The sequence below is a fragment of the Lysinibacillus sp. NPDC056959 genome (assembly GCF_042674095.1).
Taxonomy (GTDB): domain Bacteria; phylum Bacillota; class Bacilli; order Bacillales_A; family Planococcaceae; genus Lysinibacillus; species Lysinibacillus zambalensis.
Genome location: NZ_JBHURE010000026.1, coordinates 12022 through 28616, shown reverse-complemented (window position 1 = coordinate 28616; position 16595 = coordinate 12022). Strand labels below are relative to the sequence as shown.

Genomic DNA, 16595 nt, shown 5'->3' with positions numbered 1-16595 from the left:
TTTGTTGAATACTTTAACAGTTATTGGTCTAGGTGCGGGTGATTTTAATCAGCTGCAAATGGGTGTCTATAAAAAATTAAAAGCGGCTAGAAAATTATATGTTCGTACAGTGGATCATCCGGTATTAGGAGAATTATCAGCTGAGGGCTTACAATTTGAAAGCTTTGACACGGTCTATGAAAAACATGGCTCGTTTCAGCCTGTGTATGAAGAAATTGCAGAAACGCTTGTGGCTGCTGCGGCGATTGAAGATGTAATGTACGCTGTACCAGGACATCCACTTGTTGCGGAGCAGACTGTGCAATTGTTGATTGCTGCTGCGGATGCGGGAAAAGTAAAATTAGTCATTGAAGGTGGACAAAGCTTCTTAGACCCAATATTCGGTGCGTTAAAGATCGACCCGATTGAGGGCTTTCAGCTGCTGGATGGCACTAGCTTTTCTATGCATGACATTAACATGCGTCAGCATATTTTAATTGCCCAAGTGTATGATACATTCAGTGCGTCAGAAGTAAAGCTTACGTTAATGGAGAAATATGATGACGAATACCCTGTTACAGTAGTTACTGCAGCAGGATCGGCACAGGAAAAATTAGTGACGGTACCACTTTATGAGCTCGACCAAAGCGTTGAGGTGAACAATTTAACAACGGTATATGTACCACCTGTGAAATCGCAAGAGGAGGCTTTACGAGATTGGGCAACCTTCCGCCAAATTATTGCTGTTTTACGAGGACCAAATGGTTGTCCGTGGGATCAAAAGCAAACGCATGAATCACTGAAAAAATATTTACTAGAAGAAGCGCACGAATATTTGGCAGCGGTAGATGCAGAGGATGACTTTGCGATGATCGAGGAGCTCGGAGATGTACTGTTACAAGTATTCCTTCATGCACAAATCGGAGAAGATCAAGGTTACTTTACATTGGAAGATGTATTAGCTTCAATAAGTGAAAAAATGATTCGTCGACACCCACACGTATTTGGAGATGTATCGGTAGAAGATGCAGAGGGTGTTGTAGCGAATTGGGAAGTTATAAAAGCAGAAGAAAAGGGTATAAGTGATAAGCCACTATTGGAAGAGGAATATCGGGCGTCCTCTGCTCTACAAACTGCCTATAATTATCAAAAAAGAGCTGCAAAGGTTGGATTTGATTGGCCTGATGTAGATGGAGCATGGGACAAGTTTGCGGAGGAATGGCAGGAATTTCGTAATGAGGTGACGAAAGGTACAAGTGCGTCACGTCTAGATGAATTTGGAGATGTCTTGTTCACGCTTGTGAATTTAGCACGTTTCTACAAGTTAAATCCAGAAGAGGCTATGTTACATGCCAATGAGAAGTTTGCGAGACGCTTTGGTTATGTGGAGGCAAAGGTAAAGGAAAGTGGAAAGCCATTTTCTGATTATACATTAGAACAATTAGATGCTTTTTGGAATGAAGCGAAGCAACTGGAAAAGGAGTAAAAGTATGCGATTAGATAAATTTTTAAAGGTATCACGTTTAATTAAACGACGTACATTAGCGAAAGAAGTAGCAGATCAAGGCCGTATTACGATCAATGGTAAGATCGCAAAGGCTAGTAGTGCTGTTAAAGCTGGAGACGAGCTAGCCATTCGTTTTGGACAAAAAATTGTGACAGCGCGTGTAGAAGAATTACGTGATACTGTGAAAAAAGAAGATGCCGCAAAAATGTTTACGATTTTGAAGGAAGAGCGTCTTGAAAAAATTGAGCCTGAATTTATTGATGACGAAGATTAAATCAAATATTCCTCTGATAAAAGTGTAGCAACTTTAATAAAGTTGTCATGCTTTTAAGGTTGTCCGCATAAAGTGAACAGAAGCTAGGACGACTAAAGGAGGAAGAAAATGACGCTACATCAAGAAAGTAACCGTTACACAATTCCATCTGGAGAGCATATTTTAACGATTCGTAATCGTAAAAGAATGGACATGACTTCTGTAAAATCAATTGAACGCTTTGATCAGGAAGAGTTTTTCATTAAGACGTCCCAAGGGCATTTGTTAATCCGTGGAGAAGAACTGCATATCGTTCATTTAGATGTTGACAAAGGGTTATTGACGCTTGAAGGAACTGTAAAAACCTTACAGTATGACGAGGAGGAAAGTGGCTTCTCGAAAGGTTTCCTTCATAAATTATTTGGATGATTGTTAGTGAACAATTTGTTCAACTATTAGTCATGGTTTTGAGCGGTATAGCAGTTGGATTCATTATTGATAGTGTAAGGCTAATTGTTTTTTCAACTCCAAAAAGGTCAAGCCTTCGAAGATGGATGATGGTATTTGAACTACTTACCTGGATTCTACTTGGGGGCATGACATACTATTTATTATTTTGGCTAAAAGATGGCGCTTGGCGGGCTTATGACCCGCTAGCGCAAATAGCCGGAATTTTTTTGTATCAAACATTTTTTCAGACTTTTTTACGTTTCATCGCAAGGGTTTTGGTGAATATAACATGGAGACCTTTGTGGTTCATCATACGATTAATATTTGCTACCATTCGACAAATTTTTAATTTATTAATAAACATTGGAGCATTTGTTTTAAGACCTTTTGTCAAAATTTATTCGTATTTGTCCAACACTTTTTTTAAAAAATTTCGATTTATCAAGTATAATAAAAGACAACAATAACTTTCGGAGGTGCGGGCATGACTAAACGTCGTTCATCAAATGATCGCCAACAAAACTATACTAAGCTTGATAATGACTATGTCCGTAACACGGATAAAGCTATAAATCGTAAAATTGAAGGGCGGAAACGGAAAATGCGCCGCATTGCCTTTTTTGCGATTGTACCAGTCGTTATTATTGCCGTTCTCGGAAATATACTTTTGAATCAAAATGAAACGCTAGCTGCAAAAGAGCAGGAAAAGGTTGAAGCGAAGGAGCATCTTTCTGATTTGAAAGAAGAGCGAGAATCGTTAAATCTTAGAATTAAACAGTTAGAGGATCCTGAGTATATCGCAAAGTTACTACGCAAAGAGTATTTCCTATCCAAAGAAGGTGAAATAAATTTCATTTTACCGGATGAAAAAGATGAAAAAGAAAAAAAGGCTGATATACCAGATAAAAAAGACGCCGTATCAGAAAAGAAAGGTAAAAAAGACGACTGAAAAGCTATGTATTGTTGACACTCTTTTTTTGTTATATATAATGAAGAGAGAAACTTATTGTAGTAAAAAGTTTGATAAATTGATTACATGACTCAAAAGAGTCGCTTAATTTTTAAGGAGGAGCATTTTTTTTATGTCAATTGAAGTAGGCAGCAAGGTACAAGGTAAAGTAACAGGAATCACAAATTTTGGAGCATTCGTTGAGCTGCCAGATGGCAAAACAGGCTTAGTACACATCAGTGAAGTTGCTGACAATTATGTAAAAGATATCAATGAGCATCTAAAAGTTGGAGATGAAGTTGAAGTAAAAGTGATGAATGTTGAAGCGGACGGAAAGATCGGTCTTTCGATCCGTAAAGCAAAGCCTCAAGCAGAGAGACCAGAGAGACCAGAGCGTCCGGAGCGTCCAGAGCGTCCAGCACGTCCACGTCGCGATAATCGTTCTAATGATCGTAACGAGCGCCATCAACCAAAAGAGAATTTTGAACAAAAAATGGCCCGTTTCTTAAAAGATAGTGATGAACGTCTAGCAACACTAAAACGTGCTACAGAGTCAAAACGCGGTGGTCGCGGAGCTAGAAGAGGGTAGTTTGCTGACTGTTTTAATCGTAGAAAAAGTGTATAAATAGAGTTGGGATTAGCTTATATTAAGCTAATCCCCTTTTTTTAATAATTTCTGTATACATTTCGACTAGCCATAAGTCGTGATTACTTTTTAAATTCTTTCAGCAGGTATTTTCGTAGCGAAAGAAAGAAATTTGTTGGCTAAAGCCTCCGGCGGATGTAAGGATAAACCATTCTTACAACGTTGATGTCGGTCTTTTTTTCTTTTTAGGAGCGGGTACGGGTGCTTGTTCAGTAGGTGTTTCGGAAGACTTTTCGGTTGGACGAACAACCATTTTAACAAGTAAAAACACACCGTATACACTAACGGCTAGTCCGGTAAGAAGTAAAAGTATTTGTACAGCGAATGGTAAATTAATAAGAATGGATACGAGAATGATCATAGAGCCGCTTCCACAAATTAAAGCAGCTTTCGTTAATGAATTCAAAGGAAATAAACCTCCTAGATAACACGCTTTTTTCATTATTAGTATGCCATATTTTTGAGCGCATCACCATAACGTGGGGCTGATTCTATTCCTACTGGGCGCTTTCCGATGAGTGGCAGCAACAACAAAGGTTTTGTTTGTGCGAAAGCAACAGCAACTGAAATGTGATATTGCTAATATGTTACTTTATAGTTTAAAAGGCTGTTGTACTGTTAACCGACAAAAAAACAGGCGTCTCAGAAATAATTCTGAGACGCCTGTTTGAGATGACCCCTACGGGATTCGAACCCGTGTTACCGCCGTGAAAGGGCGGTGTCTTAACCACTTGACCAAGGGGCCTACTATGGTGGCGGCCGAGGGGATCGAACCCCCGACCTTACGGGTATGAACCGTACGCTCTAGCCAGCTGAGCTAGGCCGCCAATAAGATTATGGAGCGGAAGACGAGGTTCGAACTCGCGACCCCCACCTTGGCAAGGTGGTGTTCTACCACTGAACTACTTCCGCGTTTTAAACAATTTGTTTTAGCAACAAGTTATATAATACAAGCCTTTGTTACTAACGTCAAGTAGTTTTTTTGGAAAAATTAATAAAAACATATGGTTTTTATTCATTAATTAAAGATTTGCTAATAAAAAGGGGGAGTACGATGGCTCATCACCATGATATGTGGTTGATTTCCGTTCCCTTATGCACTGCAAGGGCTCATCTGTGACGCTAATCCCCAAAGAGTTACCTAGTCCCTACTTCAATCAACTTTAAAATGAATGCCGCCCACAACTTTTGGTGGTTGGCCCTTTTTATGGGAAATTTATCAAACTTTTTGTTCTTGAGTAGAAAAGTATCATCGACACTGCTGACAATAGTAATTATGACGAATAATGGAACGTCAATCGGTGAAAAAGAAAGGGTGAGAGGGCAAGAGGGCATTAGCCCGCTTGTGGCATAGATTTTGTAAAGTATCGTATACAACGACAACGGGAAATAATCACCTGAATTTTCTGTCATTTAAACCAACCTCATAGTAAGCGATGTTTCTAATCTTGTACAGCTTCTATTTTATGTAGAAATTGTTGCCATTTCTCGTATTTATGCATATGTATTCGTCGAAATGTTTATATTTTTTTCTGCCACCGTCAGACAATCTTTCCATACATAATTTTTTATAATAGCTCCAAAAGTGCAGAAAGGGGATAGTGAAATGACGAGTATCGAATGGTATAACACGGCAAATGTAGACGAACAAAAATTAGGAGTGAAAAAAAGGCAATTGTTAATAGGCTCTTTATTTTTTTTAACATCCTTCTTTTTAGCTCAGTCCGTTGTATTTGAAGCGGCCGTGCCTTTCTCGGTTCCTTTTTGGGCAATTATTCGAACGAAGTATAAGGAATACGCCAAGTATGTTTTGTTTGGTGGTCTGATAGGATGTTTTTTTCTTGGATTTGGACAAGTCTTTATTTTAGCATTGCAAATCGTTATGTATGAATGTATCATGCGCTTCCGTTATTGGCAGTTACCACAAAGTATAGCGGTCTCTTTGGCGGTACTGCTTGTGCAAATAATGTGGCAGGGAGTTATGCATCAAGGTTTACCGCCGGTGCTTGTGCAATTTTATGTAGGTTGTGAAGCGGCTTTGGCTCTTATTATGACGTTGTTTATGCAAGTGTTGTTTGTCAATTCTTATGAATGGTTTACGAGCCATTGGACTTATGAGAAGTTGGGTTCTGGATTAGTTGTATTTGCTGCTATGCTTACAGGGATGCAAGCAGTTGTCATTAGCTATTTTTCACTCCCCATTTTTTTATTACAACTATTAATTTGCTTCGGTGCATTAGTAGGAAGTGTACCATTAGCGACAGTTATCGGAGCAGTGCTCGGAACGCTTATTGGCATTGCAAAGCTTTCGTTTACGGGTATGCTTTCTGTGGCCACGTTAACTGGATTGTGTGCAGGGATGGGGGCCCGCGTTGGAAGATTTGGTGTAGCAATTGGCAGTATTTTGCCGAGTGTGTTTTTTTTATTTTACGATGCAACATTGCCGTTAGATAGCGTTTATTTTACATCGATTGCAATTGGGAGTATTGCTTTTCTATCCATTCCGAAAAAATATTCTGATAAGGTGCGGGACAAGCTGTTTCCGCAGCGTGAGGAGGTCTTACTCGCCCGTCAAAGTTGGTTAACGGAGCATGTTACGTTTAAATTAGAGCATTTTCAGCACTTTGTACAATTTATGAAGGAGCTTGTGTTTGAGCGCTTTATGACGGCCCCGATAGAAGAGGCGAAGGAAGTGTCGCCGATGAATACATGCCTAAGCTGTTTCCGTTATGATCACTGTTGGGGAGCGCAAAATAACGGAATGGACAAGCTAATGACAGACTGGTTTCATATGAAAGGCGTTGGAAAGGATTCTGGTATGCATCGTGTCGAAGAACAAATACGTTATAAATGTGTGAAATCAACAAAAATTTTCGAAGAATTGGAAACAGAGCTGTACAGAGAGCGTATTAATGGTCAGTATTTTCATGGTAAGAAAATGATTGCCCTTCAGTTACGTGATATGAGCAATCATCTTAATCAGTTAATAGCGGAGATGAAAGAAGAGACTATTTCATTCGCTAGTGTGGAAAAGGACATTACTCAACGGTTAAAGGATGCACACATTGAATGTTTTCAACTAGATGTGTTAAGTAATAAGCCGGGAGCACGAAAAATTGTCTGTGCTTTAGCACCAGCACGCGTCGATTGGGAGGAAGACACAACGTTAGCTGAACGGATGATATTGCCGATTTTATATGATATTTTTGAAGAACCATTTGAAATTGAAAAGGTAGTAGCAAGTGATATACCATTTCGCCATATTCAAGTAAGCTTTAGATCAGCTATTAGCTTTGAAGTAGAGTATGATATATATAGCATGTCTAAAGATGCGACGTTATATTCCGGTGATTCCCATGCATTATTTCAATTACATCCAGGACTATTTGCAATTTTATTGTCAGATGGTATGGGGCAGAGTAAAGAAGCACAGCATGAGAGTAGAAAGTTAATACATTTAATGCGAGAATGTTTAAATTACAACATGAACCCAGAGACTGCGATGCACACGTTGCATTATGTCATGTCCTTAAAGCAGCAAAATGATATGTATGCAACGCTTGATTTTGCACTTGTCGATTTACAACACGGTGATTTATGGTCGTGGAAGGCTGGGGGAATGTCTACGTATATTTTACGTGGGAAAGAGGTGCTGAAGGTTGAAAGCAATGCAGCTCCTGTAGGGTTTTTATCCATTTCAGCAGTAGAGGCGGAAAAAAGAAAGCTTAAGGCGGGCGATGTAATTTTGATGCACTCTGATGGATTGTTCTCAAGTGTTGATGATTGGGACGAGCAGGAAGAGACATTTTTAGCGTATGCCCAGCAGGTAGCAAGCACTACTAAAACTATACAGGAAAAATTAACGACGATTATGGAATCTTTCCAGTCTTACTATGACATTGAAGACGATTGCACTGTATTGATGCTAGAGGTTACACATGTTGTCCCTACGTGGGCCGTGTTTAGACCAGTTCAGCACTCTATGAGCAATTCATGATAATAGAGAACGAAAAGGGGAGGAGAAGCGTTTGTCACTCGAATTAAAGGTCAAAAAAACTATTGAAAAAGAGCAATTATTACAGCAAGACGACCATCTTCTCATCGCCGTTTCAGGTGGAGTGGATTCAATGGCTTTACTCCATTATTTTGTAAAAACAAAAGATCAATGGGGGATTACGGTAGAAGCCGTACATGTTGATCATATGCTAAGAGGTGAAGCATCGGCTGAGGACAGAGCTTTTGTCCAAAAATATTGTGATGAGTATGGTATATACTTATATGCAAAGGCTATTCCAATACCAGAGATTATGGCTTTAGAAAATGGCAATACACAGCTTATTTGCCGTAGAGAACGTTATCAATATTTTAAAGAGATCATGGAAAAAACGAATGCTAGCAAGCTTGTAACTGCACATCATGCGGACGACCAACTGGAGTCAGTATTAATGGCCCTGACAAAAAATGCAACGATCAATGGTATGCAAGGTATACGTTCACAACGTATTTTTGAAGGAAAAACATTAATTCGTCCGTTTTTAACGGTTACAAAGTCTGAAATAAGGGAATATTTACTTAAGCAGGGGTTAGATCATCGTGAAGACGCTAGCAATTCTAAGGACACCTATGTACGAAATCGTTTTAGACATCATGTGGTGCCATTGTTGGAGGCAGAGAATCCTCGAGTAACAGAGCAGGTAACCCATTTTACAAAACAATTGCAAGAAGACGATGCCTATTTAATGAATTTAGCGGAGGATGTATTTTCTAGAATAGTAAAAAAAATTGACGAAAATACATATAGCATGGAAATTAAGGCTCATCAATTGGAACCACTTGCTTTACAAAGGAGGCTCATTTTAATACTATTAAACTATCTTTACAAAGATTCAAATACGATACAAAGTTATGCTTTATTGACTTCTATTACAAAGCTTTTTGATACGACAGCGGGGTATGCTGAAGTTCACTTGCCAGAAAATTTTATAGCAGTTCGCCGTTATGGAAAATTTACGATTCAGAAGAAAGAGACATTAGAAGGTCAAGCTTCTCCTGAGAAAAAGATTATTTCGACTGCTAATGGGTGGACAACACTGACGAATGGTGAACGTTTATGCGTAGTCGAGTTGCCTGATTTATCGTCTAAAATGCTGACGGATACTGCACAACTTTTTTATTTTAACGCTAGCAAACTCAAACTTCCACTCTATGTTAGAGCGCGTAAGGAAGGGGATAGAATGCTGTTAAAAGGAATGGATCGGCCAAAACGCTTATCTCGCCTTTTTATAGATGAAAAGATTCCTTTGAATGAGCGGAATAGCTGGCCGTTACTGATTTCTCAATCTGAAGAGGTCGTAGCGGTAATTGGTGTGCGAATGGGAATGTTGTTTTCAACCTCTCCGCAACCAAACGATGATACAGTGCTCATCGTAGACTAAGGTCTTTGTAAAATTTCACCGCACATGGTTGAACATTTTTTATACACACGAGGAGGAATCAAAATGTTACAAAATGACATCGAAAAAGTTATGATTACAGAAGAACAATTGCAAGAAAGAATCGCTGAATTAGGAGCACAATTGACAGAGGAATATAAAGATTCATTCCCGTTAGCTGTTGGTGTTTTAAAAGGGGCTATGCCTTTTATGACAGACTTAATGAAACGTTTCGATTCTTTCATTGAGCTAGATTTTATGGATGTTTCTAGCTATGGTAATGCAACTGTTTCATCTGGGGAAGTAAAGATTCTAAAGGATTTAAATACAAGCGTCGAGGGACGTGACGTAGTAATTATCGAGGATATCATTGATAGCGGCTTAACGTTGAGCTATTTAGTCGACTTATTTAAATACCGCAAAGCAAAATCCATCAAAATCGTTACATTGTTAGATAAACCATCAGGTCGTAAAGTAAACTTAGCTGCTGATTATGTTGGTTTTGAAGTGCCAGACGGCTTTGTTGTAGGGTATGGTTTAGATTACGCAGAAAAATACCGTAATTTACCGTATATCGGCATTTTAAAGCCGGAAGTTTATTCTTTCTAAAAGTAAAAAGTTAACGAAAGAACATCAGCTATGAAAGGTAAGAGCCTCCAACGAAGGTCATAGATTTTTAGTTTTTTTACTTCCTTCAGCAGTGTTTACGTAGCGAAAGTGAAACGTCAGCTACAAGGTTTTATCTGTGCGACAACAGTAGACAGCACGCGACTGAGTAACCAACACCACGTTGACCTAAAGCTGATTCTGGACGCAATTATGCAGAGGCATAATTGATTGTAAATCTAAAAATCTAGGCACATTGTACTGAATGAAGTATCGGATACAAACGCTGGAACATAGTAAATAAATGCATAAATATGTTTCGATTTCGACAAAAATCGCACGAAACTTTTTTTATGTAGGGCTTTTCGTTGTATGATGAAATCATGATATGTTAAGATTTTACTTATAATTTTTCTGTTGTAATGAGGAGGCTGGAGATGAATCGAATATTTCGATATACCATATTCTATTTACTGATTTTCTTAGTGATTATCGGTATTTTTGGTACTTTCAATGGTGGAACTTCACCAACGAAAGAGTTAACTTATCATGAGTTTATAGAAGCTCTAGATAAGAAAGAAATAACAAGTGCTACAATTCAACCTGATAAATCAGTATACATCGTTGAAGGTACATTGAAGGGATATGAAAAAGGAGAAAGCTTTACTGCAAACCTCCCTACCAATAACCAATCATTAATGGACCGCATCGATGAGGCTGCTAAGGATAAGAATAGTAATATTACATTTTTAACAGCGCCAGAAACAAGTGGATGGATTCAATTCTTTACAGGAATTATTCCTTTCATCATTATCATTTTCTTATTCTTCTTCCTAATGAGTCAATCTCAAGGTGGCGGAAATAAAGTGATGAGCTTTGGTAAAAGTAAAGCCAAACTTTATGACGATCAGAAGAAAAAAGTTCGTTTTACAGATGTAGCGGGTGCTGATGAAGAGAAAGCAGAGCTTGTTGAAGTTGTTGATTTCTTAAAAGATCATCGTAAATTCACTGAGATTGGTGCTCGTATTCCAAAGGGTATCTTACTTGTAGGTCCTCCTGGTACAGGTAAAACATTACTTGCACGAGCAGTAGCAGGTGAAGCTGGCGTACCATTCTTCTCGATTTCAGGTTCTGACTTCGTAGAAATGTTCGTCGGTGTCGGTGCATCACGTGTGCGTGACTTGTTTGAAAATGCAAAGAAAAATGCACCTTGTATCATCTTTATCGATGAGATTGATGCAGTAGGCCGTCAACGTGGCGCAGGTCTTGGTGGTGGCCATGACGAGCGTGAACAAACATTGAACCAATTGTTAGTTGAAATGGATGGTTTCGGGGCAAACGAAGGTATTATTATTATCGCTGCAACAAACCGCCCAGATATTTTAGATAAAGCCTTATTACGTCCTGGTCGATTTGACCGTCAAATTACAGTAGGGCACCCTGATGTAAAAGGTCGCGAAGCAATCCTAAAAGTACATGCGCGCAACAAACCTTTATCAGAGTCAGTGGACTTAGCAGCTGTTGCACAACGTACACCAGGTTTCTCGGGTGCCGACTTAGAGAACTTGTTAAATGAAGCTGCACTTGTAGCGGCTCGTAAAAGCAAACGTACAATCAATATGGCAGATATCGATGAGGCATCTGACCGAGTAATCGCAGGTCCAGCAAAAGCTAGCCGTGTATACTCAGCGAAGGAGAAGAAACTTGTAGCGTTCCATGAAGCCGGCCACGTAGTTGTTGGTTTAGAGCTAGATGAAGCAGATACAGTACACAAAGTAACGATCGTCCCTCGTGGCCAAGCTGGAGGTTACGCGATTATGTTACCGAAGGAAGAACGTTTCTTCACAACAAAACAAGAACTATTAGACCGTATTGCTGGACTTCTTGGTGGTCGTGTGGCAGAGGAAATCGTCCTTGGCGAAGTATCTACTGGGGCACATAATGACTTCCAAAAGGTAACAAGTATTGCACGTGCCATGGTCACTGAATATGGTATGAGTGAAAATCTTGGTGCAATGCAGTTTGGTTCAAGTCAGGGTGGGAATGTATTCCTTGGTCGTGACTTTAATTCAGATCAAAACTATTCTGATTCAATCGCTTATGAAATTGATAAGGAAATGCAAAAAATTATCGATTCGCAATATGAGCGTACTAAACGAATCTTAACTGAAAAACGTGGTTTACTTGATTTAATTGCTAACACGTTGATGGAAAAAGAAACATTGAACGCGCAAGAAATCGAGCATTTACGTGATCACGGTGTCTTACCGGAACCAGAGGTAGAACCGGTTGTAGAAAAAGCTCCTAAAGCTGAAGCTCAACCAGTATTAGATGTAGTTGGTGAACCAGTTGTTAAGAAAGAATTGCTTAACAATGAACCAAATCCAACAACAGCTGATTTACCTAAAGAGGACATAGGGCCGAATGATACACCAAAAGGTATCGATGAAAAGCGTGATTAATATGGGAAAGACTGTTTACGATTTTAGTAAGCAGTCTTTTTCTTTGCCTTTTTTCTGTATTAGGTATTACGATAATTTTATGTAGGTTCTTTAATATTTTAGAGCCAAAATAGATAGGAGTGTTGACACATGGGAAACGTAACATTGAATAATGGTTTAGAAATGCCATTAATCGGCTATGGTGTTTTTCGAGTACCTGAAGGAAATGACTTGGCTGTAGCGGTAAAAACAGCTATTGCAAAAGGTTACCGCAGCATTGATACAGCCCAAGTATATCGCAATGAAGAAAGTGTAGGGCGAGGAATTCGTGCAGCAATTGATGAGGGATTAGTAACACGTGAAGAACTATTCGTAACATCAAAGGTTTGGAACGATGGACTCTCCTATGAAGAAACACTTGCAGCTTATGATAGTAGTTTAGAAAAATTAGGATTAGATTATTTAGATTTATATTTAGTTCACTGGCCGGGAATAGATACAAATTATGTTGATGTGTATAAGGCGCTTGAAAAAGTTTATCAGGATGGACGTGTACGCTCAATTGGTGTTAGTAATTTCCATGTTCATCATTTAGAACATTTATTAAAGGAAACATCAGTTGTTCCTGTTATTAATCAAATTGAATTTCACCCACACTTAACTCAAGAGGAAGTACGTGCATTTTGTAAGGAGAAAGGAATACAGGCAGAAGCTTGGTCACCACTAATGAATGGTTCTCTATTGGAAGAATCATTGATTCAGCAGCTAGCTTCTAAATATGGCAAAACACCTGCACAAATTGTGTTACGCTATGATGTTCAGCATGGTGTAGTCACTATTCCAAAAACAATGACTCCTGCACGAATGACAGAAAATTTAACGGTCTTTGACTTTGCATTAACGGAGGAAGAAATGGCTCAGTTAGATGCACTAAATGATGGATTACGTTGCGGACCAGACCCAGAAAAATTTAATTTTAAATAATTTGAAAGGAGCTACCTAAGATGAGGGTGGCTCCTTTAGTATGGTTCTTCGGCAAAATGAAGGGTTGATTTCCGTTCCGACTGGGCGCTTTGTTGCTGTCGCTACGCTTTCGCGCAGAGCAGAGCTTCCTGGGGGCGTCCAATGAGCCGCTTCACTCGCGATGCTCGCTCCAGGGTCTCGGCCAACACGATGTTGGTCACGAAGGCGTTATCACAGGATGTGATGCTTTTAGCCTTCGTTCCTCTATCGCTGATCCCCAAGGAGTCGCCCAGTCGTAACGAAGATCAACCAATGCACAAAGATGTATTTTCTGGCATGGCCTAATTAAAACGAAACTTCAGCAATATTGTTTATCTGTGCGAAAGAGAAGCGTTAGCAATAAAGCGAGTAGCCTGGAACGGAAATCAACTTCACGCTTTAATATTAGATTTAATTTGAAAGGAGCTACCTAATATGAGGGTAGCTCCTTTTGGGAGTAAGAATGAATGCTATTTCGTAGGAATAAAAGTGTGGTATCATTTTCTAAAGTGTTTTAACTTCTTTCCGATTCCGGACGCAATTATACCGAGGCATAATTGATTTTGATTTTTTGTGCATGAATATGCATTGTTTTAGTTGTATCAATTGCATAGTGACAGGTACAATTACGATGAGGGGCAATAAATAGGAGGCATCAACGATGATTTTAGTTTTAGATGCAGGAAATTCGAATATCGTATTAGGTGTCTATGATGACAACGATCAATTGGCCTTCCATTGGCGTATGGTGACAGACCTTCATAAAACAGAAGATGAATACGCAATGCAAGTATTATCTTTCTTTAATCATGCAGGCATTTCATTTGAACAAGTTAAAGGCATTATTATATCCTCTGTTGTACCACCAATCATGTTTTCGTTAGAAGCGATGTGTCAAAAGTATTTTCGAAAAAAACCGCTCGTCGTAGGACCAGGTGTGAAAACAGGATTGAATATTAAATATGAAAACCCTCGTGAAGTTGGCTCGGACCGTATAGTGAACGCTATTGCGGCTCTTGATGATTATAAAGCACCATTGATTATTGTTGATTTTGGTACTGCCACGACGTATTGTTACTTAAACGAAAAGGGCGATTATATGGGCGGTGCTATCGCTCCAGGTATTTCGATTTCAACGGAGGCGCTTTATACACAGGCAGCTAGATTGCCGCGTATTGAAATATTGCGCTCTGCGCATATTGTTGGAAAGACAACTGTATCTGCTATGCAGGCCGGAATTTTTTACGGCTTTGTTGGGCAAGTTGAGGGAATTGTTAATCGCATGAAAGCACAAAGTAAGGAAGAACCTTTAGTAATTGCTACTGGAGGATTAGCAAATTTAATTGCTGGGGAGACGCAAGCTATTGATGTAGTCGACCCGTTTTTAACATTAAAAGGCTTATATAAGCTATATAAACGCAATCAATAAGAAATGAGGGACATTTCATTTATGAAAGACTATTTAGTACGCGGTTTAGGATTCAACGGGCAGGTTCGTGTTTTTGCGGCTTGTACAACAGCAACAGTAGGAGAAGCGCAACGACGTCATAATACATGGCCTATTGTTTCAGCAGCCCTTGGTCGTTCTATGACTGCTGCGGTGATGATGGGTGCCATGTTAAAAGGTGAGGAAAAAATCACTGTTAAAATTGAGGGGAACGGTCCAATCGGTCCAATGGTAATTGACAGTAACGCGCACGGTGAAGTACGCGGCTTTGTGACAAATCCTCATGTTCATTTTGATTTAAATGAGCACGGTAAGCTTGATGTTCGAGCAGGTGTAGGAACAGAGGGTGCATTAACGGTCGTAAAAGATCTGGGCTTGAGAGATATGTTCTCTGGACAAACGCCAATTGTATCAGGTGAAATTGCTGAGGACTTTACTTATTATTTTGCTACATCAGAGCAGGTGCCTTCATCAGTTGGTTTAGGGGTTTTAGTAAATCCTGATAACACAATTCTTGCAGCTGGTGGTTTTATCCTTCAATTAATGCCGGGCTGTGAAGAAGAGACAATCAATGAAATTGAGCAGCATCTAGCTACTATAGAGCCGGTTTCAAAAATGATTGAAAAAGGTTTTACACCTGAGCAAATTTTAGAGGCTGTATTAGGAGAAGGCCATCTACAAATTTTAGACTCCATGCCTGTAGAATTTAAATGTCAATGTTCAAAAGAGCGATTTGGTGCAGCGATTTTAGGGTTAGGGACACAGGAAATTCGAGAAATGGTTGAAGAGGATGGCGCAGCTGAAGCACAATGTCACTTCTGTTTAGAAACATACCGTTTCTCAAAAGAAGAGTTAGAAGGATTTATTGATGAGCTCAACGCGTAATCGAAGACCTTTATCCGCTGGAACACCTAACCAAACGCCCTTACTGCAACGCCGCCTTAAGACAAAACCAGCTTTAACAGTTATTTCAATCTTGCTATTAGGAAATATTATATGGTTTATTACTTGGTTAATCCCTAATAAAGACCAGGAAATTGGTAGCGACGAGCAAGTCGCTGCCGTTGACGGGGAAGTTATTACACGTCAAGAGTGGATGATTGCCATGGAAGAACGCTATGGTAAAGAGACGCTCCAAAATTTAGTAAACGAATCTGTGATGGAAAAGGCAGCTAAAAAATTTAAAATTCAAGTGACTGATAAGGAGATTGATTTAGAGTTAGCTTTAATGCGATCTGCTCAAGATAAATTTGACACTGCCATGCAAAACCTTTCATCAGAGCAACTACGACAAAAAATTCGTTCACAGCTTATTTTGGATAAAGTGTTGACGAAAGATGTGGTTATAAAAAAAGGTAGTATTGAGAAATATTACGAGGAAAATCAGGCGCTATATAATACAAAAACAAACTATCGTACGAATTTTATAGAGGTGGATTCAAAAAAAGCTGCTGAGGAAGCATTAAGTGAAATAAAAAATGCCTCTGATTTTTCGGTGCTGGCACGTGAAATATCCCTAGACAGTGCATCGGCTAGCTTAGGTGGAGATGTCGGTTTCCTTACAGAAAACCAAGAAAATATCGATCCGGCTATTTTAAAAGCAGTGGAAGCTTTAAAAGCAGGTGAGATTAGTAAAGCGTTTAAGCTTGCTAATGGTCATTATGGAATTGTACGAGTACAAGAGATATTAGAAGGTCAATCCTTTACATATGATGATGTGAAAGAACATATAGAACGTGAGCTTGCCTTAGAGCAGTTGTCACAATCTGTTACACCAGAAGCATTTTGGTCTGAATTTAATGCAACTTGGTATTACGGTGAAGCGAAAAAAGGTAAATAACAGATTGCTCTGAAATGAGTAGTGATTATGCCTTGGCATAATT

At 39.2% G+C, this 16595-nt stretch carries 17 protein-coding genes and 3 tRNA genes; 15 read left to right on the top strand and 5 right to left on the bottom strand.

The window, feature by feature from the left end; translation table 11 throughout:
- Positions 1 to 4: 4 nt before the first annotated feature.
- From yabN to ACFTQ7_RS21055, 6 genes are all read left to right on the top strand, one after another.
- Entirely contained in the window at positions 5 to 1465 is a 1461-nt protein-coding gene (gene yabN, locus ACFTQ7_RS21080; protein WP_386830834.1) for a bifunctional methyltransferase/pyrophosphohydrolase YabN, read from the top strand.
- 4 nt (positions 1466 to 1469) lie between these two features.
- On the top strand, positions 1470 to 1760 hold the full coding sequence (locus tag ACFTQ7_RS21075) for an RNA-binding S4 domain-containing protein (RefSeq protein ID WP_049667371.1): 291 nt from the start codon (positions 1470 to 1472) through the stop codon (positions 1758 to 1760).
- 108 nt (positions 1761 to 1868) lie between these two features.
- Complete coding sequence (yabP, locus tag ACFTQ7_RS21070) at positions 1869 to 2168, top strand: sporulation protein YabP (RefSeq protein ID WP_004229167.1); 300 nt, start codon at positions 1869 to 1871, stop codon at positions 2166 to 2168.
- Positions 2165 to 2656, top strand: coding sequence for a spore cortex biosynthesis protein YabQ (gene yabQ / locus ACFTQ7_RS21065; protein WP_197142727.1), 492 nt, complete (start codon positions 2165 to 2167; stop codon positions 2654 to 2656). Before yabP ends, yabQ begins: the two co-directional genes overlap by 4 nt.
- Positions 2657 to 2673: 17 nt before the next feature.
- Positions 2674 to 3138 (top strand): FtsB family cell division protein, encoded by a 465-nt coding sequence (locus tag ACFTQ7_RS21060; protein ID WP_386830830.1) that lies wholly within the window; start codon positions 2674 to 2676, stop codon positions 3136 to 3138.
- Positions 3139 to 3271: 133 nt separating this feature from the next.
- Entirely contained in the window at positions 3272 to 3727 is a 456-nt protein-coding gene (locus tag ACFTQ7_RS21055; protein ID WP_386830828.1) for a S1 domain-containing RNA-binding protein, read from the top strand.
- A gap of 211 nt (positions 3728 to 3938) precedes the next feature.
- On the opposite strand, the gene ACFTQ7_RS21050 is transcribed toward ACFTQ7_RS21055, so the two are convergent.
- From ACFTQ7_RS21050 to ACFTQ7_RS21030, 5 genes are all read right to left on the bottom strand, one after another.
- On the bottom strand, positions 3939 to 4190 hold the full coding sequence (locus ACFTQ7_RS21050; RefSeq protein WP_386830826.1) for a hypothetical protein: 252 nt from the start codon (positions 4188 to 4190) through the stop codon (positions 3939 to 3941).
- Positions 4191 to 4457: 267 nt separating this feature from the next.
- Positions 4458 to 4529 (bottom strand) — tRNA-Glu (locus ACFTQ7_RS21045).
- Between the two features lie 5 nt (positions 4530 to 4534).
- A tRNA-Met gene (locus tag ACFTQ7_RS21040) sits at positions 4535 to 4611 on the bottom strand.
- 10 nt (positions 4612 to 4621) lie between these two features.
- Positions 4622 to 4696, bottom strand: a tRNA-Gly gene (locus tag ACFTQ7_RS21035).
- Positions 4697 to 4921: 225 nt separating this feature from the next.
- Positions 4922 to 5197, bottom strand: coding sequence for a hypothetical protein (locus ACFTQ7_RS21030; protein WP_386830824.1), 276 nt, complete (start codon positions 5195 to 5197; stop codon positions 4922 to 4924).
- Positions 5198 to 5390: 193 nt separating this feature from the next.
- On the opposite strand from ACFTQ7_RS21030, the gene ACFTQ7_RS21025 reads away from it, so the two are divergent.
- The 9 genes from ACFTQ7_RS21025 (at position 5391) to ACFTQ7_RS20985 (ending at position 16552) form a co-directional block, all read left to right on the top strand.
- The gene (locus tag ACFTQ7_RS21025; RefSeq protein ID WP_349661777.1) at positions 5391 to 7781 is read left to right on the top strand and encodes a SpoIIE family protein phosphatase; all 2391 of its coding nucleotides are present in this window, start codon (positions 5391 to 5393) and stop codon (positions 7779 to 7781) included.
- A gap of 31 nt (positions 7782 to 7812) precedes the next feature.
- Entirely contained in the window at positions 7813 to 9219 is a 1407-nt protein-coding gene (tilS, locus tag ACFTQ7_RS21020) for a tRNA lysidine(34) synthetase TilS (protein ID WP_386830822.1), read from the top strand.
- Between the two features lie 63 nt (positions 9220 to 9282).
- Entirely contained in the window at positions 9283 to 9825 is a 543-nt protein-coding gene (gene hpt / locus ACFTQ7_RS21015) for a hypoxanthine phosphoribosyltransferase (protein WP_079563700.1), read from the top strand.
- 434 nt (positions 9826 to 10259) lie between these two features.
- The gene (ftsH, locus tag ACFTQ7_RS21010) at positions 10260 to 12284 is read left to right on the top strand and encodes an ATP-dependent zinc metalloprotease FtsH (protein WP_386830820.1); all 2025 of its coding nucleotides are present in this window, start codon (positions 10260 to 10262) and stop codon (positions 12282 to 12284) included.
- A 129-nt stretch (positions 12285 to 12413) separates the two neighbouring features.
- A complete protein-coding gene (locus ACFTQ7_RS21005; RefSeq protein WP_386830818.1) occupies positions 12414 to 13247 on the top strand; it encodes an aldo/keto reductase in 834 nt (277 codons plus the stop codon).
- A 141-nt stretch (positions 13248 to 13388) separates the two neighbouring features.
- Positions 13389 to 13571: a hypothetical protein gene (locus tag ACFTQ7_RS21000; protein WP_386830816.1), complete on the top strand. Its 183-nt coding sequence runs from the start codon at positions 13389 to 13391 to the stop codon at positions 13569 to 13571.
- 355 nt (positions 13572 to 13926) lie between these two features.
- Entirely contained in the window at positions 13927 to 14694 is a 768-nt protein-coding gene (locus ACFTQ7_RS20995) for a type III pantothenate kinase (RefSeq protein WP_386830814.1), read from the top strand.
- A 21-nt stretch (positions 14695 to 14715) separates the two neighbouring features.
- Positions 14716 to 15597, top strand: coding sequence for an Hsp33 family molecular chaperone HslO (hslO, locus tag ACFTQ7_RS20990; RefSeq protein ID WP_386830812.1), 882 nt, complete (start codon positions 14716 to 14718; stop codon positions 15595 to 15597).
- Positions 15581 to 16552: a peptidyl-prolyl cis-trans isomerase gene (locus ACFTQ7_RS20985; protein WP_349661783.1), complete on the top strand. Its 972-nt coding sequence runs from the start codon at positions 15581 to 15583 to the stop codon at positions 16550 to 16552. Before hslO ends, ACFTQ7_RS20985 begins: the two co-directional genes overlap by 17 nt.
- Positions 16553 to 16595: the final 43 nt, after the last annotated feature.